Source organism: Streptomyces lienomycini, assembly GCF_027947595.1.
GTDB lineage: Bacteria > Actinomycetota > Actinomycetes > Streptomycetales > Streptomycetaceae > Streptomyces > Streptomyces lienomycini.
In genome coordinates this window covers 5,565,184-5,581,123 of the sequence record NZ_CP116257.1, presented here as the reverse complement: position 1 = coordinate 5,581,123, position 15,940 = coordinate 5,565,184, and the positions used below count along the sequence as shown (strand labels likewise).

Here is a 15,940-nt window from a genome sequence, read left to right as displayed (position 1 = left end):
ATGCGTCGGTTCATGAGTCGGGAGGTGCGTGGTGCCGGGTTTCACGCATCTGCACACCGTCTCCGGGTTCTCCGCCCGCTACGGCGCCTCCCACCCGGAGCGGCTGGCCGAGCGCGCCTTCGAGCGGGGCATGGACGCCCTCGCCCTCACCGACCGCGACACCCTCGCGGGCGCGGTCCGCTTCGCCAAGGCCTGCGCGAAGGCGGGCGTCCGTCCGCTGTTCGGCGCGGAGCTGGCGGTCGGCGCCCCCGAGTCCGCGGGCGCGGACCGCACGGACACCTCCGTACGCCGGGACCGGCGCCGCGTCCCCGTGCGCGGCGGCGCCTTCGTCGACGAGTCGGCCCCGCGGGTGACCTTCCTCGCCCGCGACGGCGCCCGCGGCTGGGCCGACCTGTGCCGCCTCGTCTCCGCCGCCCACACGGCCGGGGGCACCCCGCTGCTGTCCTGGCCCGACAACCACGCCGACGGGCTGACCGTCCTGCTCGGCCCCGACTCCGACGTCGGCCGCGCCCTCGCCGCGGGCCGCCCCGACCGCGCGGCGCGGCTCCTCGCCCCCTGGCGGGAGGTCTACGGCGACGCCCTGCGCCTGGAGGCCGTCTGGCACGGCCGCGAAGGCACCGGCCCCGGCTCCCTGCGCCTGGCCTCCCGCACCGTCGGCTTCGCCGCCGAGCAGGGGGTGCGGCCGGTGCTCTCCAACGCCGTCCGCTACGCCGACCCCGGCCAGGGCCAGGTCGCCGACGTCCTGGACGCCGCCCGCCGCCTCGTCCCGATCGGCGCCGGCAAGGAACTGGACTCCGGCGAGGCCTGGCTCAAGGACGCCGGCGCCATGGGGCACACCGCCGAGCGGATCGTCGAGTCCGCGGGCTTCAGGCGCGACACCGCCCACCGCCTGCTGGAGCAGACCCGGGCCACGGCCGCCGAGTGCCTGGTCGACCCCGAGGACGACCTCGGCATGGGCGCCGTCCACTTCCCCGAACCGCACCTCGTGGGCGCGGGCCGCCGCACCGCCCAGCGGGCGCTCGCCTCCCGGGCGGCGGCGGGCATGGTGCGGCGCGGCTACGACCGGCGGCCGGGCCGCCGGGAGTACTGGGAGCGGATGCACCACGAGCTGGACATCATCGCCCACCACGGCTTCGCCTCGTACTTCCTCACCGTCGCCCAGGTCGTGGACGACGTACGGCACATGGGCATCCGGGTCGCCGCGCGCGGATCCGGCGCGGGCTCGCTCGTCAACCACCTGCTCGGCATCGCGCACGCCGACCCGGTCGAGCACGGGCTGCTGATGGAGCGGTTCCTGTCCAGGGAGCGGGTCGTGCTGCCCGACATCGACATCGACGTGGAGTCCGCGCGCCGCCTGGAGGTCTACCGCGCGATCATCGGCCGGTTCGGCACCGAGCGGGTCGCCACGGTCGCCATGCCGGAGACGTACCGGGTGCGCCACGCCGTCCGCGACGTGGGCGCCGCCCTGTCCATGGACCCGGCCGAGATCGACCGGATCGCCAAGTCCTTCCCGCACATCCGCGCCCGCGACGCCCGCGCGGCGCTGGAGGAACTGCCCGAACTGCGGGAGCTGGCGGGGGAGTCCCGGCGGGAGGGAGGAGGGCGGTACGGCAAGCTCTGGGAGCTGGTGGAGGGTCTCGACGCCCTCCCGCGCGGCGTCGCCATGCACCCCTGCGGCGTGCTGTTGTCCGACGCCTCCCTGCTCTCCCGTACGCCGGTCGTGCCGACCAGCGGCGAGGGCTTCCCGATGGCCCAGTTCGACAAGGACGACGTGGAGGACCTCGGGCTGCTCAAGCTGGACGTGCTCGGGGTGCGGATGCAGTCGGCGATGGCGCACGCGGTCGCCGAGGTGAAGCGGGCGACCGGCACCGAGGTCGACCTGGACGCCGTACCCGAGGGCGACCCGGCGACGTACCGGATGATCCGGTCCGCCGAGACGCTGGGCTGCTTCCAGATCGAGTCGCCGGGCCAGCGGGACCTGGTGGGGCGGCTCCAGCCGGCCACCTTCCACGACCTCGTGGTCGACATCTCGCTCTTCCGGCCCGGTCCGGTCGCCGCCGACATGGTGCGGCCGTTCATCGAGGCCCGGCACGGGCGGGCGCCGGTGCGCCACCCGCACGAGGACCTGGCCGAGCCGCTGGAGGGGACGTACGGGGTCGTCGTCTTCCACGAGCAGATCATCGACATCGTCGCCATCATGACCGGCTGCGGACGCGGCGAGGCCGACCGGGTGCGGCGCGGGCTCTCCGACCCGGAGTCGCAGGGGCGGATCAAGGTGTGGTTCGCCCAGCACGCGGCGGCGAACGGCTACGACGCGGAAACGATTCAGCGGACCTGGGAGATCATCGAGGCCTTCGGCAGCTACGGCTTCTGCAAGGCGCACGCCGTCGCCTTCGCGGTGCCGACGTACCAGTCGGCGTGGCTGAAGGTCCACCATCCGGCCGCCTTCTACGCCGGGCTGCTCACCCACGACCCCGGCATGTACCCCAAGCGGCTGCTGCTGGCGGACGCGCGGCGGCGCGGGGTGCCGATCCTGCCGCTGGACGTGAACAAGTCGGGGGTCGCACACAAGGTCGAACTGGTGTCTGAATCAGGTGGGCCGCGCAGGGCGAAGACCTGGGGCCTGCGCCTCGCCCTCTCGGACGTGCACGGCATCAGCGAGGCCGAGGCGGCGCGGATCGCCGACGGACAGCCGTACGCCTCCCTGCTCGACTTCTGGGAACGGGCCCGCCCCAGCAGGCCGCTGGCCGGACGGCTCGCCCAGGTCGGCGCGCTGGACGCGTTCGGCGCCAACCGCCGCGACCTGCAACTGCACCTGACCGAGCTGCACCGCGGCGCCCGGGGCGGACGCGGCGACCAACTCCCCCTCACCGGCGGCCGCAGGACCGCCCCCGCCGGGCTGCCCGACCTCACCTCGGCGGAGAAGCTCAGCGCCGAACTCGGCGTGCTCTCCATGGACGCCTCGCGCAACCTGATGGACGACCACAGCGCCTTCCTGCGCGAGCTGGGCGTGGTGTCGGCCAAGCGGCTGCGCGAGGCCCGGCACGGGGAGACGGTGCTGGTCGCGGGCGCCAAGGCGGCCACCCAGACCCCGCCGATCCGCTCCGGGCGCCGGGTCATCTTCTCCACCCTGGACGACGGCAGCGGCCTGGTCGACCTCGCCTTCTTCGACGACTCCCACGACGCCTGCGCGCACACCGTCTTCCACTCCTGGCTGCTGCTGGTGCGCGGGGTGGTCCAGCGGCGCGGCCCGCGCAGCCTCAGCGTCGTCGGCTCCGCCGCCTGGAACCTCGCCGACCTGCTGGAGGTGCGCCGGGAGGAGGGCCTGGAGGGCGTCGCCGCCCGGCTGGCCGCAGCGGGCGGAAGCCAGGAGGGCGACGCCCCCGAGGGCGGCCCGGCCCGCCGCCGCCTCGCCGGTTCGGACGGGCGGCCCGCGCCGGCCGGCTCCGCGGCCCAGGACCCGATGGAGCAGCGGAGGATCCGCATGACCACCGGGTACGAGATGCACCCCTGGGCCGATCTGCGCCCCGCGGGCGAAGGGCCCGCGGTCGGAAGGAAGTTGTGGCACCAGAGTCCGGGGAGTGCGGGATGACCGTTCTGTGCGTACGTTTCCAGCTGCCGCCGATGTACGAGGCGGTCCTGCCCGAACTGCTCGGGCTGTTGGCGGAGTTCACGCCGGTCGTCGAGGCGTTGCCGCCCGACGGCGCGCTGGCCGACCTGCGCGGCGCCGAGCGCTACTTCGGGCGCGGCGCGGTGGAACTGGCCTCGGTGATCCGGGTCCGCGCCCTCGCGCTGTACGGCGTGGACTGCGTGATCGGCGCCGGACCCGGACCGATGCTGGCCCGCATGGCCCTGCGCGACGCCCGGCCCGGACTGACCCGCGCGGTGCCCGGCGGCGAGGAGCGGGAGTTCCTCGCCGGGCGGCCCGTCGCCGCGCTGCCCGGCGTCGGCACCGCGACCGCCCGCACGCTGTGCGAGTACGGCCTCGACACCCTCGGCCGGGTCGCCGCCGCGCCGCTGTCCACGCTCCAGCGCCTGGTCGGCGCGAAGACCGGCCGCGAGCTGTACGAGAAGGCCCAGGGTGTCGACCGCGGCCGGGTCGTCCCCAACGGCGTCTCCCGGTCCCTGGCCGCCGACCGCCCCTTCGGCCGCGACGAACTCGACCCCGACCGCCACCGCCGCGCCCTGCTCTCGACCGCCGGGGAACTGGGCGCCCGGCTGCGCGCCGTGGACAAGGTCTGCCGCACCCTCACCCTCACCGTCCGCTACGCCGACCGGTCGGCCACCACCCGCAGCCGCACCCTGAAGGAGCCGACCGCGCACTCGGCGGCCCTGACCCGGACCGCGTACGACCTGTACGAGGCGCTCGGCCTCCAGCGCGCCCGGGTCCGTTCGATCGCTCTGCGCGCGGAGAGCCTCACGTCCGCCGAACACGCCTCCCACCAGCTCACCTTCGACCCCGTGGACGAGAAGGTCCGCCGGATCGAGGAGGTCGCGGACCGCGCGCGGGCGAAGTTCGGACCGAGGGCGGTGATGCCGGGGTCACTGGCGGCGTGAGGCCCCCGCGGGTCAGTTGGCCCACGGGGGAGTGATGCGGGTGCCGTCGGCCAGCTCCGCCGTCAGGCCGACGGAGGTGGTGACCCAGGAGGTCGCGGTCCGGTCGGTGGGGTTCTCGACGGCGAGGGTCGCCCCGGAGCCGATGATCACGGTGTCGCCCGCGGTGACGCGCTCGGTGCGGCCGTCGAGGGTGATCAGCAGCTCGCCGGTGAGCAGGTGGAAGACCTCCTCCCGGTCGACGGTGTGCGCGGGCGCCCTCGTCCCCGCCGGGATCTCGCCCCGCCAGGCGCACAGCTCCTTGCTGCCGGCGCGGGGACTGGCGTACGAGACGAAGCGGGCGCCGTGGATCTCGTGGGTGACGCCCTCGGACGAGCGGACGACGGGCATGGCTGTCTCCTCACCTATGGTCAAGCAGCTTGACTGACTTCCGCCACCCATGGTCAAGCCGCTTGACCAAAACGTCAAGGGTGTTTCAATGCCCCCGTGCAGAACTCCGACGCCATGGCCCTGACCGCCGCGCTGCTCGCCGCGGCCGGCGGGCTCACGCAGCGCATCCACGAGGGTGTCGTCGCCCGCGGCTTCGAGGGCATGCGGCCCGCGCACGGTTTCGCCTTCGCCCGGCTCGCCCCGGACGGTGCGACGGTCACCGACCTCGCCGTGCACCTCGGGACGACCAAGCAGGCCGCGAGCCAGCTCGTCGACGAGCTGGTCCGCAAGGGGTACGTCGAGCGCCGGCCGCATCCCGCCGACGCGCGTGCCCGGCTGGTCGTGCTGACCGAGGCGGGGTGGGCCTGCGCGCGGGCCGCGGAGGAGGCGGCGGCCGAGGCCGTGGGCGCCTGGGCCGACGTGCTCGGCGAGGACGGGGCGCGTGCGCTGGCCGACGGTCTGCTGCGGGTGGCGCCGAGCGGGCCGGTCCGGCCCGTCTGGTGACGCGGGCCGGCGCTGGAAGTTTTTACTGACGCGTAACTTCACACGTGCGCTACTCGTCCGTAACTTGACGAATGAACAGCATCCCGTGATCCGGATCACAGGGCATCTTGCCGTCGCAACTCCCCACCCCCGCAAGGAGTTCACCCGATGCTGCCCTGGAGCCGAGTGCTCAGACCGCTGACCGCGCTGCTGCTGACCGCCGCGGTCGCCCTGTTCCCCGCCGTCACCGCCACCGCGGCCCCCGCCGCGGACGCGCGTCCCGCCTCCGGCTGGAACGACTACACCTGCAAGCCCTCCGCCGCCCACCCCCGCCCCGTCGTCCTGGTCCACGGCACCTTCGGAAACTCCGTCGACAACTGGCTCGGCCTCGCGCCCTACCTGGAGAACCGCGGCTACTGCGTCTTCTCCCTCGACTACGGCCAACTGCCCGGCGTCCCGCTCTTCCACGGGCTCGGACCGGTCGAGAAGTCGGCGGAGCAACTGGCCGCCCATGTCGACAAGGTGCTCACCGCGACCGGCGCGGCCGAGGCCGACCTCGTCGGCCACTCCCAGGGCGGCATGATGCCCCGCTACTACCTCAGGTTCCTCGGCGGTGCCGCCAAGGTGAACGCCCTGGTCGGCATAGCGCCCAGCAACCACGGCACCACCCTGTCCGGCCTCACCCGCCTGCTGCCGTACTTCCCCGGCGTCGAGGACCTGCTCGACGAGCACACCCCCGCCCTCGCCGACCAGGTCGTCGGCTCCGACGTCCTCACCAGGCTCAACGCGGGCGGCGACACCGTGCCCGGCGTGCGCTACACCGTCCTCGCCACGAAGTACGACGAGGTGGTCACGCCGTACCGCGGCCAGTTCCTCGACGGTCCCGGGGTGCGCAACGTCCTGCTCCAGGACCTGTGCCCGCTCGACCTCTCCGAGCACCTGGCGATCGGGCTGTTCGACCGGATCGCCTTCCACGAGGTGACCAACGCCCTGGACCCGGCGCACGCCACGCCCACCACCTGCGCCTCGGTCTTCGACTGACCGGCGCTCCGGCGATCCGGCGCCCCGGCGCCCCGGCGTTCTGGGGCACGGTGCGGGGCCCGTCCGGCCTGAGCCGCCGGACGGGCCCCGCGTCCCCCGTGTCAGTGGCCGTGCCGGCCACCGGTCGTCGCGCGCCGGCGGACCGACGCGAACAGGACGGCCGCGCCGAGGGCCAGGGCGGCCGCGCCGCCGACGGCGATGTACGGCGTGGTGCTGTCCCCGCCGGTCTCGGCGAGGTTCTCGGTGCCCCCGCCGGCGGCCTTGACCCGGTTGGGCTCGGCGGCGGCGTCGGGAGCCTCCTCGGGAGCGGCCGGGGCGGCCGGGGCGTCCGTCGGGTCCGTGGTGGTCTCCGCGTCCTGGTCGCCGTGGCCGTGGTGCTCGATCGTCGACTTGTCGGCCGCGGCCGCGAGCTGCTCCTCGGACGGCGCGGAGGCCGTGGGCGCCGGGGCGGCACCGGGCGCGTCCGGCGCGGCCCCGGACGCCGTGTCGCCGCCGCTGCCCTCGCCGCCGCTGCCACCGCCGAAGGAGACGTCGGAGCAGGAGTAGAACGCCTCCGGGCTGTCCGAGCGCTGCCACACCGCGTACAGCAGGTGCTTGCCGGAGCGCTCCGGCAGCGTGCCGGAGAACGTGTAGAAGCCGCCCGAGGCGACCGGGTCGGTGGCGGTCGCCACCGGGGCGGACAGGTCCAGGTCGCCCCAGCCGAGCGGCTGCGCCGGGTCGTAGCCCGGCTTCGTGACGTACACCTTGAACGTGCCCTTGTGCGGTGCCGTCACGCGGTACTTGAAGGTGTACGCGCCGCTGCTCACACTGGTCGCGGGCCAGTCCGCGCGGGCCAGGTCCATGCCCTTGAACGCCGGGTCGTTGGCGCTGCACAGCTTGCCGTCCGGGATCAGCTCCCGGTGCTTGCCGGCGGCGTTGCCGATGCGGATGCCGTTCCAGTCGTACAGCGCCTGCGTACCGCCCGCCGCCACCGCCGCCTTGCACGCGGCCGACTTCGGGTTCTCGGGCCCCTCGGCGTGGCACTGCGACACCCGGCTGACCGGGTCGCCCATCGAACCGTGCGCCGACGCGGGCGCGGCGGCCAGCGTGGTCAGGGCGAGCGGGGCGAGACCGGCGACGGCGACGGCGGCGGCCCTGCGGGGCGCGGACGATGCGGGCATGGGGACTCCTCGAACGGTCACTGGGGATGCGGGAACAACCCGGGCCAAAGCCCGTGGGGTTGACCAGCAAGCTAGCCCCAGGAGACCGCGGAACCGCCTGCTGGAGGCGGGTGGCGGAGATCCTTATGGTCGCGTTAAGGGAGTGCTCAGGCTGGGCTGAGGTAGCTGCCGTTCGCGGCATGGAACCAGAGCGCGTCCGCCCGGCGGCCCCCTCGGACGGGCCGGCGGTGAGGGCCGTGACCGACGCCGCGTACCGCCCCTACGTCGTCGTGGACGCGCACGCGCGTGCGCTCGGCCTGTCCGAGGTCAGGCTTCACACGAACGCGATGATGCGGGAGAACCAGGAGATCTCCCCGAGGCACGGTCAGCTCTCCGGCCACCAGGTGCGCGCGATGTCCTTGCGGACCTCCGGGCGCCCCGAGGGGCGCTCGTCGGTCTCCTCGCGGACTCGGCGGGCGTCGCTCTTCTTCAGGGGCTTCTGCACGGTCAGACGGCGCATGGCTGCCTCCTTACGGATCCACCGGGTTCCGCGTTCTCACGGAGGTAGACCCTTTCCCCGAGAGTTGCCCATCGATGCATTTCTGTCAGTGGCGGTTGTCACGTTCCGGTGCCACGACCGCGTTGTCAGTGGCGGGTGCCACGCTTGGCGCATGAACGAAGACAGTGACGGGACGGCCGCGCCGAGTGCCGACTGGGACGCGCTGGCCGCCTCCTTCGACGACGAGCCGGACCACGGTCTGCGCGACGCCGGCGTCCGCCGGGCCTGGGCCGCCCGGTTGCGGTCCTGGCTGCCCCCGCGGGCCGCTGACGTCCTCGACCTCGGCTGCGGCACCGGCAGCCTGTCGCTCCTCGCGGCCGAGCAGGGACACCGCGTCACCGGAGTCGACCTCTCCCCGGCCATGGTGGCGCTGGCCAGGACCAAACTCGCCGGTCGTGACGCGGTGTTCCTCACCGGCGACGCCGCGGCGCCGCCCGTGGGCGAGCGGCGCTTCGACGCCGTGCTGGTCCGGCACGTCCTGTGGACCCTGCCCGACCCCGGCCGGATCCTGCGGCACTGGCGGGGGCTGCTCCGTCCCGGAGGGCGCCTGGTCCTGGTCGAGGGCGTCTGGGGGAGCGTCGCCCCGGTCGGCATACCGGCCGACCGGCTCACCGCCCTCCTCGACCCGCTCGCCGGGCAGGCGCGCGTGGAGCGGCTGTCGGACGACCCCGCGCTGTGGGGGAGGGAGGTGACGGACGAGCGGTACGCGGTGGTGGCGACGTACGCGTGAGCCGGGCGGAGTGTCAGGCGAGCAGGCCGGTGAAGCCCTCCCCGCGGGCCAGCCGCTCCAGTTCGTCCAGCGCGGCCACGGCGGCGGCAGCGGCCCCCGGGTCCCGGTCCGCCAGCCCGCTCTCGGCGAACTCGTCCTCGTCCAGCCGTCGTACGTCCGTGCCGTCGGCGGAGCGCCACAGGTCCAGGTCGAGATCCTCGACGACCAGCTCCGTGCCGGTCAGCACGGCGGGGCGGGTGATGTCGCAGTACCAGCCCTTCAGCGCACCGGCCGCCGTGCGGACCTCCTTCACCGCGTACCACCGGTCCCGCCAGTAGTACTCGGTGAACACGTCACCGGCCTCGAAGCGCACGAAGCCGAAGTCGCGGACGCCGTCACCGGCCCAGCGCGCGCGGACGGCGAGCCGGGTGCCGTCGTCGTGCAGCAGCGTGCTCGCGTACCGGATCTTCGTGCGGCCCGCCTTGACGAGTGCGACGCTCACCTCGGTCGCCGGTTCAGCCGAGTTCACGGACATGCCGCACCTCCGTCGCGCAGATCTCGTACCCGAGCCACTTGTTGATGGCGAGCATCGGGCCGTTGTCGGTGTCGTTGCCGGTCAGCGCCTCCGTGTACCCGGCGGCGCGGGCCCGGTGCAGGGAGGCGGTCTTCGCGAGCCTGGCCAGGCCGCGGCCCCGGTGGGCGCGGACCGTGCCCGTCATCGCGGTCGAATACCGGGTGCCGTCGGTGTAGGCGACGCTGAAGGCGGCGGGGCGGCCGTCGACGACCACGACCGTGGTCAGCTCCCGGTCGAGCAGCGGATGCCGCCAGGTCTCCGCGAGCCAGGCCTCGTAGTCCGTGAACTCGACGCCGACGTCGCCCGGTTCGTCCGCGACCGACTCCGCGTCCAGCTCGAACACGGGCCGGGGGTCGTCCGCGAAGTCGGCGGCGGTACGCAGCTCGGCACCCGGGGGAGGTGACCACAGCGGCGGGAGGGCGGCGTTCGCCAGGTCCAGCCGCAGGAAGTACGCGGCACGCCGCCGTTCGTAGCCGTGCCGCTCGGCGAAGGCCAGGTTGGCGGGCTCGTCCAGCACCCAGGAGTACAGCTTCGTCGCGCCCTCACCGGTCAGGTACTCCTCCGCCGTACGCACCAGCAGGCCCCCGGCGCCGCGCCGGAGCCTCTCCGGGTGGACGTAGACGTTCAGGAAGGCCGGGCCGGGCTCCGCACTGTCGTGCACCAGCCCGATCTGGGCCGTGCCGACCACCTCCCCGTCCTCCTCCGCGACCAGCGACCGGCTCCGGGCACCCGGGGGCGTGTGGACGAGCCGGTGCACGACGGATTCGGGGGTCCACAGGATGAACGGCACGGCGCGATGGCGGACCCGGGCGAAGGCCGCGACGTCGGCCGGGTCGTCAGAACGCAGATCGCGTACAAGAACGGTCATGCGGGCGCACGCTACGGCGGTCGGCCGGTCGGCTGCCTCCCATTTTCGCGGGGGTGCGGGACAATGAGCCGGGTGACCCTGACGATCCATATCGACGACAGCGCGCCGCCCTACGAGCAGGTGCGCGCCCAGATCTCCGAGCAGGCGCGGTCCGGAGCCCTGCCGGTCGGGTACCGGCTGCCGACCGTACGCGGACTGGCCGAGTCCCTGGGGCTCGCCGCGAACACGGTCGCCAAGGCGTACCGGGCGCTGGAGGCGGACGGAGTGATCGAGACGCGGGGGCGCAACGGAACGTTCGTCGCCGCCGCGGGCTCGGCGGCTCAGCGGGAGGTGGCCGCCGCTGCCCAGGGGTATGCCGAGCGGGCTCGGCGGCTGGGGGTGTCGGAGGAGGACGCGTCGGGGGCGGTGCGGGATGCGTTGCGGGCGGCTTACGGGTGAGCGCCGTCGGGGTTCGGGCCGCAGCCCGGCCGCGGGTCCGCTGTGGCTCGTCGCGCCCACGCGGCGGAGCCGCACATGTCTCAGCCCCGCGCCCCTGAGGGCGTACGGGTGACCGTCAGTGCCGACGTGCGAGCCAAGCGTGCGAACGTCGCGGCGTCCTGTACCGCTGCCCCGTTCGGGTCGTTGTTGAAGTAGGTGTAGACGTCGCTCGTGTCCGGCCAGGTCGTCGTGATGCGGTCGGCCCACGTGGCCAGGGAGCGGCGGCCGTAGTGCGGCCAGGCCCCGGCCCGGCCCTCGTGGAAGCGGACGTAGCCCCAGTCGGTGGTGCGCCACAGCGGGGCGACCGGGCGGGCGCGGACGTCCGCCCAGCACAGGGCCGCGCGTCGGGACACGAGGACCTCGCGGACCTCCGGCGTCCACCAGGACGCGTGCCGGGGTTCCACCGCGACCCGCGTGCCCGGCGGGAAGCAGGCGAGGCAGGTGTCCAGGAGGGCCGCGTCGGCGCGCAGGGTCGGGGGCAGTTGCAGCAGGACCGGGCCGAGGAGGCCGCCCAGTCCGGCCGCGTGGGTCATCAGACGGGCGACCGGTTCCGCCGGGTCGCGCAGGCGTTTGACGTGCGTCAGGTAGCGGCTCGCCTTGACGGCGACCACGAAGTCCGGTGGCAGCCGGTCGCGCCACGCCGCGAAGGTCTCCCGGGCGGGCAGGCGGTAGAAGGCGTTGTTGACCTCGACCGTCGCGAAGGCGGCCGCGTAGCGCTCCAGCCAGAGCCGGACGGGCAGACCGGGCGGGTAGAGGACCTCCCGCCAGTCCCGGTACTGCCAGCCCGACGTGCCGACGAACAGGGTCATACCCCCATCAAAGCACCGCGCCGCGGAGACGGGGCTCCTACAGGTACAGCCCCGCCTCGCTGCCCGCCCGCGGTTCCGGCAGCGCCGTCGGCGAGGTGCCCCGGCGCAGCGCGTACAGCTCCGCCAGCGTGGCGCCCTCGCGGCCGACCCCCTCCTCCGTGCCGAGCCAGTCCACCGCCTCCCGCCGGGTGAGCGGGCCGACCTCGATACGGGCCAGACAGCGGCCGGGGCGGACGACGGCGGGGTGCAGGCGCTCCAGGTCCTCGTTGGTCGTGACGCCGACCAGGACGTTGCGGCCCTGGCCGAGAAGCCCGTCGGTGAGGTTGAGCAACCGGGAGAGCGCCTGCCCCGCCGTGTGCTTGGCCTCGCCGCGGATCAGCTCGTCGCAGTCCTCCAGCAACAGCAGCCGCCAGCGGCCCTTGCCCGCCGCGTCCTCCTCGCCGATGGCGATGTCCATCAGATAGCCGACGTCGGAGAAGAGCCGCTCCGGGTCCAGGACGCAGTCCACCTGGCACCAGTCCCGCCAGGACCGGGCCAGCGTCCGCAGCGCCGAGGTCTTGCCGGTGCCCGGCGGCCCGTGCAGGAGCAGCAGCCGGCCCGCGATGTCCTCGGGCGTCGTCTTCATCAGGCCGTCCATCGCGTCCGCGACCGGCGCCGTGTAGTTGGCCCGGACCTCGTCCCAGGTGCCCGCGGCGATCTGCCGGGTGGTGCGGTGCGGGCCCCGGCGCGGGGAGACGTACCAGAAGCCCATCGTCACGTTCTCCGGCTGCGGTTCGGGCTCGTCGGCCGCTCCGTCCGTCGCCTCGCCGAGCACCTTCTCGGCCAGGTCGGCGCTGGTCGCCGTCACGGTGACGTCGGCCCCCCGGTTCCAGCGCGAGACCAGCAGCGTCCAGCCGTCGCCCTCCGCAAGCGTCGCGCTGCGGTCGTCGTCGCGGGCGATCCGCAGCACGCGCGCACCCGGTGGCAGCAGGGTGGCGCCGGACCGTACGCGGTCGATGTTCGCGGCGTGCGCGTACGGCTGCTCACCCGTGGCGAAACGGCCGAGGAACAGCGCGTCGACGACGTCGGACGGGGAGTCGCTGTCGTCCACGTTGAGCCGGATCGGCAGGGCGTCGTGCGGGTTCACGGACATGCCGCCATGATCGGGCACCCGGCCGTCGCGTGCACCCGCTTTCCCGGGCACACGCGGCACGGACGGCACGGACGGCCGACGGAAGGGGCCGACCGGCGCCCGACGGGGCCGACCGGCGCCCGACGGGCGTCCGACGCGCGGGCGACGGACGGGCCGCCGGCGCGGTCAGGCACCGGACCCCGGCAGCCGGCCCCGCCCGAGCACCCGCCGACGTGCCTGCCGCGTCCTGCGGAGCACGGCGTACCCCTTCGTCAGGGCACGGTCCCGGACGAAGGTGCGGGCGATCGCGCGGCCCTCGACCAGCCGGGCGAACTCCTCCGCCCCCGTCGAGCGGCGCACCGTGACCCGCCGCAGGGCGTACGGCCCCTGGGCACGGCGGGCCAGTGCGTTGCCGACGGCGAGCGCCTGCGCGTACCCCGTCTCGCGCACCGCCCGGCGCACCCGGCGGTCGGAGTACCCGTACGGGTAGGCGAACGACGCGGGTACGGTGCCCAGTTGGTCGGCGATGACCTCCTTGCAGTGGATCAGCTCGAACCGCAGCCGGGCCCGGCCGAGCTGGTCGAGCTGCGGGTGGGTGTGGCTGTGCCCGCCGATCTCCACGCCGGCCGCGGCGAGTTCGCGGACCTGGTCCCAGTCGAGCATGGTGTCCGGGGCACCCCCGGTCCCGTACGGGCCGCGGAGCCAGCCGGTCGAGACGAAGAGGGTGGCCGGGAAGCCGTGTCCCGCGAGGACGGGCAGGGCGTGCCGGTGCACGCCCTCGTAGCCGTCGTCGAAGGTGATGAGGACGGGCCGCTTCGGCAGCGGACCGCCGGAGCGCCAGGCGGCGGCCAGCTCCGCCGTGCCGATCGGGGTGCGGCCCCCGTCGGCGATCGCCGCCATCTGCTCGGCGAACGCCTTCGGGGACACCGACAGGGCGCGGGTCGCCTCGTTCGGGCCGTCCGCGACCGCGTGGTACATGAGCACCGGCACGCGCGCGTCGGCCTCGTGGACCTCCTCAGCCATGCGCGCCCTCCCCGACGGGCGCCGAGGAGAACACGACCCCGCCCCGCCGCGCCCGTACGCTCCCCACCACGTAGCCGCCCGCCGCGGTGAGCACCCCGGCGACGATCGCGCCCGCCCGGCCCGCACCGCCCGGCCGGGCCAGCACGGCGTCGCCCAGCCCGCGCAGCACACCCCGGGGCAGCACCCGTGTGGTGTACCGGCGTTCGGACTCCAGGCCCCTGCCGGCGCCCACGCTGCGTGCCACCAGCGCCTTGGACAGGCCCTCGGCGTAGGTGCGGGTGCGGAAGTAGCCGAAGTGCTCGCGTGCCTCCGGCACCCGGTGGTGGATCACCGCGCGGTCGTCGATCAGCAGCACGGCGTCCGGCCGGGCGCGGGAGAGCCGGATGCACAGCTCGGTCTCCTCGCAGCCCAGCGGGCGCCTGTCGCCGTCGCGTCCGATGCCGGTGGCGAAACCGCCCGCGGCGTCGAACGCCTCGCGGCGGAAGGAGGCGTTGCCGCCGAGCACGTTGCGCACCCGGACCCGGCCGGGCGGCAGCCCGCGGTACGTGCAGCCCACCACCCAGTCGAACTCCTCCGGGAACCAGTCGGGCCGGCGCCCCGACGCCCAGATCGGCACCGTGCGCCCGCCGACGGCGACGACCGCCGGGTCGGCGTACCCCTCGGTGAGGTGCCGCAGCCAGTCGCGTTCGGCCACGGCGTCGTCGTCGAGGAAGGCGATCACCTCACCGCGCGAGGCGGCGATGCCGGTGTTGCGCCCGGCCGACAGGCCGCGGGGACCCGCGTTGGCGAGCACCCGCACGCCCCGCACGCCGCCCACGTCCCGCACGCCCCGCACGCCGCCCACGTCCCGCACGCCGTCCACGTCCCGCATGCCCCGCGCGCCCCGCGCACTCCGGCTCTCCTCGTACTCCGCCAGCAGCCGCACCCGCAGCGCCTCGTTGTGGTCGACGACCAGCAGCGTCTCCCGGGCCGGGTGGGACTGCGCCCGCACCGAGGCGACCGCCGCGAGGATGTCCTCCCAGCGGTCCTCGGTGTAGACGCAGATCACCACGGAGACCGTGGGGGCGGCGGCGGGAGCGCTCAAGACGCCTTCCCCGGGACCGGGCCCACGGACACCAGAGTCGTCGCGCGCTCACGACCGCGCAGCGCACGCCGGTTGGAGCGCTCGTCGAGGATGACTCTCAGCACCCGCAGCCCGTCCCGCACGGCGCGCAGGTTGCTCACGCCGTGGATGCGCAGGTACTCGTGGCTGGGGATCTCCTGGACCCTCAGCCCCGCCTTCACGACCCGGATGTTCATCAGGGTCTCCACCTCGAAGCCGGTGCAGTCGAGGTCGATCTTGTCCAGGCAGTGCCGCCAGAACGCGTTGTAGCCGTAGCACAGGTCGGTGTAGCGGGCGCCGAACTTCCGGTTGACCACCGCGCACAGCGCGCGGTTGCCGAGCTTGCGGACGAAGGTCATGTCGTCGGTGCCGCCGCCGTTGGCGAAGCGGGAGCCCTTGGCGAAGTCGGCGCCGGAGACGAGGGCGGAGACGTACGAGACGATCTCCTGGCCGTCGGCCGAGCCGTCGGCGTCGACCATCACGATGATGTCCCCGGTGCACGCCTCGAAGCCGCTGATCAGCGCGTCCCCCTTGCCCTTGCCGCGCTGCTCCACCACCGTGACGTCCGGCCGCAGCTCCCGGGCGACCTCGACGGTGCCGTCGGTGGAGTTGCCGTCCACGAGCACGACCTCGTGGATCCAGTCGGGCAGCGTCTTGAAGACGTAGGGAAGGTTCTCCGCCTCGTTCATGGCGGGTATCACCACGCTCACCGGCGGTGCTATCGCCAGATGCGAGGAGACGGGCCGGTACTCCCCGGCGGGCGGCGGCTCGGGCGACGGATCGCTGCCCGCCGGCGCCGGCTGCAGAACTGAGCTCATGGTCTGGTCCCTCTCGTCCGGCGGACCGCCCGCCCCAGGGGCGGTCCGGCTCTGTCTCCGGTTCGAAAGGGGGGTTCTCATCCACGGCACGACGGCATGGATCTCCGTGCCCGCCAGGTGAGTCGGCAAAGCCTGTCGGCGCCGTGGAAACGGCAGCCGACCGCGCGGCGCGGCCCGGTCACCGGTGCGGTCACCGAGCACGGCACCCCCCTACCGCGCGTCCCGCCCCGGTGCGCCGCGGCCT

Annotated in this window: 16 protein-coding genes; 6 read left to right on the top strand and 10 right to left on the bottom strand. The window is 74.4% G+C overall.

Translation table 11 applies throughout. From position 1 onward, the window contains the following. The first annotated feature begins 31 nt into the window (after nt 1-31). Nucleotides 32-3,592, top strand: coding sequence for a DNA polymerase III subunit alpha (locus tag BJ961_RS25430; protein ID WP_271415115.1), 3,561 nt, complete (start codon nt 32-34; stop codon nt 3,590-3,592). Further along, a complete protein-coding gene (locus BJ961_RS25425; RefSeq protein WP_271415114.1) occupies nt 3,589-4,557 on the top strand; it encodes a DNA polymerase Y family protein in 969 nt (322 codons plus the stop codon). Before BJ961_RS25430 ends, BJ961_RS25425 begins: the two co-directional genes overlap by 4 nt. Nucleotides 4,558-4,569: 12 nt before the next feature. On the opposite strand, the gene BJ961_RS25420 is transcribed toward BJ961_RS25425, so the two are convergent. Then, nucleotides 4,570-4,944, bottom strand: coding sequence for a cupin domain-containing protein (locus BJ961_RS25420; RefSeq protein WP_271415113.1), 375 nt, complete (start codon nt 4,942-4,944; stop codon nt 4,570-4,572). A 96-nt stretch (nt 4,945-5,040) separates the two neighbouring features. Here BJ961_RS25420 and BJ961_RS25415 point away from each other — a divergent pair, with 96 nt between their 5' ends. After that, nucleotides 5,041-5,487, top strand: a complete 447-nt coding sequence (locus tag BJ961_RS25415; RefSeq protein WP_271415112.1) for a MarR family winged helix-turn-helix transcriptional regulator — start codon at nt 5,041-5,043, stop codon at nt 5,485-5,487. 147 nt (nt 5,488-5,634) lie between these two features. After that, nucleotides 5,635-6,507, top strand: a complete 873-nt coding sequence (locus BJ961_RS25410) for an esterase/lipase family protein (protein ID WP_271415111.1) — start codon at nt 5,635-5,637, stop codon at nt 6,505-6,507. A 101-nt stretch (nt 6,508-6,608) separates the two neighbouring features. Here the strand turns inward: BJ961_RS25410 and BJ961_RS25405 are convergent, their stop codons facing one another. After that, complete coding sequence (locus tag BJ961_RS25405) at nt 6,609-7,667, bottom strand: lytic polysaccharide monooxygenase auxiliary activity family 9 protein (RefSeq protein ID WP_271415110.1); 1,059 nt, start codon at nt 7,665-7,667, stop codon at nt 6,609-6,611. A gap of 364 nt (nt 7,668-8,031) precedes the next feature. Then, complete coding sequence (locus tag BJ961_RS25400; protein ID WP_271415109.1) at nt 8,032-8,166, bottom strand: hypothetical protein; 135 nt, start codon at nt 8,164-8,166, stop codon at nt 8,032-8,034. 151 nt (nt 8,167-8,317) lie between these two features. Here BJ961_RS25400 and BJ961_RS25395 point away from each other — a divergent pair, with 151 nt between their 5' ends. Then, nucleotides 8,318-8,935 carry a class I SAM-dependent methyltransferase gene (locus tag BJ961_RS25395; RefSeq protein WP_271415108.1) on the top strand — a complete coding sequence of 206 codons (618 nt, stop codon included), beginning with the start codon at nt 8,318-8,320 and terminating at the stop codon, nt 8,933-8,935. Between the two features lie 13 nt (nt 8,936-8,948). On the opposite strand, the gene BJ961_RS25390 is transcribed toward BJ961_RS25395, so the two are convergent. Together BJ961_RS25390 and BJ961_RS25385 are read right to left on the bottom strand one after the other, a co-directional pair. Continuing rightward, nucleotides 8,949-9,449 carry a DUF402 domain-containing protein gene (locus BJ961_RS25390; protein ID WP_271415107.1) on the bottom strand — a complete coding sequence of 167 codons (501 nt, stop codon included), beginning with the start codon at nt 9,447-9,449 and terminating at the stop codon, nt 8,949-8,951. Continuing rightward, a complete protein-coding gene (locus BJ961_RS25385) occupies nt 9,430-10,356 on the bottom strand; it encodes a GNAT family N-acetyltransferase (protein WP_271415106.1) in 927 nt (308 codons plus the stop codon). The genes BJ961_RS25390 and BJ961_RS25385 overlap by 20 nt, the downstream gene beginning before the upstream one ends. 72 nt (nt 10,357-10,428) lie before the next feature. Here BJ961_RS25385 and BJ961_RS25380 point away from each other — a divergent pair, with 72 nt between their 5' ends. Continuing rightward, on the top strand, nt 10,429-10,794 hold the full coding sequence (locus BJ961_RS25380; protein WP_271415105.1) for a GntR family transcriptional regulator: 366 nt from the start codon (nt 10,429-10,431) through the stop codon (nt 10,792-10,794). Nucleotides 10,795-10,874: 80 nt separating this feature from the next. On the opposite strand, the gene BJ961_RS25375 is transcribed toward BJ961_RS25380, so the two are convergent. The 5 genes from BJ961_RS25375 to BJ961_RS25355 all read right to left on the bottom strand — a co-directional run bounded on the left by BJ961_RS25375 (nt 10,875) and on the right by BJ961_RS25355 (nt 15,696). Continuing rightward, nucleotides 10,875-11,642, bottom strand: a complete 768-nt coding sequence (locus tag BJ961_RS25375; protein WP_271415104.1) for a DUF72 domain-containing protein — start codon at nt 11,640-11,642, stop codon at nt 10,875-10,877. A gap of 37 nt (nt 11,643-11,679) precedes the next feature. Beyond that, nucleotides 11,680-12,774 carry a DUF5925 domain-containing protein gene (locus BJ961_RS25370; RefSeq protein ID WP_271415103.1) on the bottom strand — a complete coding sequence of 365 codons (1,095 nt, stop codon included), beginning with the start codon at nt 12,772-12,774 and terminating at the stop codon, nt 11,680-11,682. Nucleotides 12,775-12,939: 165 nt separating this feature from the next. Beyond that, nucleotides 12,940-13,776, bottom strand: coding sequence for a polysaccharide deacetylase family protein (locus BJ961_RS25365; RefSeq protein ID WP_271415102.1), 837 nt, complete (start codon nt 13,774-13,776; stop codon nt 12,940-12,942). Continuing rightward, nucleotides 13,769-14,860 carry a glycosyltransferase family 2 protein gene (locus BJ961_RS25360; protein ID WP_271415101.1) on the bottom strand — a complete coding sequence of 364 codons (1,092 nt, stop codon included), beginning with the start codon at nt 14,858-14,860 and terminating at the stop codon, nt 13,769-13,771. The genes BJ961_RS25365 and BJ961_RS25360 overlap by 8 nt, the downstream gene beginning before the upstream one ends. Continuing rightward, entirely contained in the window at nt 14,857-15,696 is an 840-nt protein-coding gene (locus tag BJ961_RS25355) for a glycosyltransferase family 2 protein (RefSeq protein ID WP_271415100.1), read from the bottom strand. Before BJ961_RS25355 ends, BJ961_RS25360 begins: the two co-directional genes overlap by 4 nt. Nucleotides 15,697-15,940: the final 244 nt, after the last annotated feature.

Excerpts from the sequence above, each read along its gene's own strand:
- BJ961_RS25355 (WP_271415100.1), bottom strand. The coding sequence starts at position 15,696 with ATGAGCTCAGTTCTGCAGCCGGCGCCGGCGGGCAGCGATCCGTCGCCC.
- BJ961_RS25410 (WP_271415111.1), top strand. The coding sequence starts at position 5,635 with ATGCTGCCCTGGAGCCGAGTGCTCAGACCGCTGACCGCGCTGCTGCTG.
- BJ961_RS25395 (WP_271415108.1), top strand. The coding sequence starts at position 8,318 with ATGAACGAAGACAGTGACGGGACGGCCGCGCCGAGTGCCGACTGGGAC.
- BJ961_RS25425 (WP_271415114.1), top strand. The coding sequence starts at position 3,589 with ATGACCGTTCTGTGCGTACGTTTCCAGCTGCCGCCGATGTACGAGGCG.
- BJ961_RS25370 (WP_271415103.1), bottom strand. The coding sequence starts at position 12,774 with ATGTCCGTGAACCCGCACGACGCCCTGCCGATCCGGCTCAACGTGGAC.
- BJ961_RS25405 (WP_271415110.1), bottom strand. The coding sequence starts at position 7,667 with ATGCCCGCATCGTCCGCGCCCCGCAGGGCCGCCGCCGTCGCCGTCGCC.
- BJ961_RS25375 (WP_271415104.1), bottom strand. The coding sequence starts at position 11,642 with ATGACCCTGTTCGTCGGCACGTCGGGCTGGCAGTACCGGGACTGGCGG.
- BJ961_RS25390 (WP_271415107.1), bottom strand. The coding sequence starts at position 9,449 with ATGTCCGTGAACTCGGCTGAACCGGCGACCGAGGTGAGCGTCGCACTC.
- BJ961_RS25385 (WP_271415106.1), bottom strand. The coding sequence starts at position 10,356 with ATGACCGTTCTTGTACGCGATCTGCGTTCTGACGACCCGGCCGACGTC.
- BJ961_RS25365 (WP_271415102.1), bottom strand. The coding sequence starts at position 13,776 with ATGGCTGAGGAGGTCCACGAGGCCGACGCGCGCGTGCCGGTGCTCATG.
- BJ961_RS25420 (WP_271415113.1), bottom strand. The coding sequence starts at position 4,944 with ATGCCCGTCGTCCGCTCGTCCGAGGGCGTCACCCACGAGATCCACGGC.
- BJ961_RS25400 (WP_271415109.1), bottom strand. The coding sequence starts at position 8,166 with ATGCGCCGTCTGACCGTGCAGAAGCCCCTGAAGAAGAGCGACGCCCGC.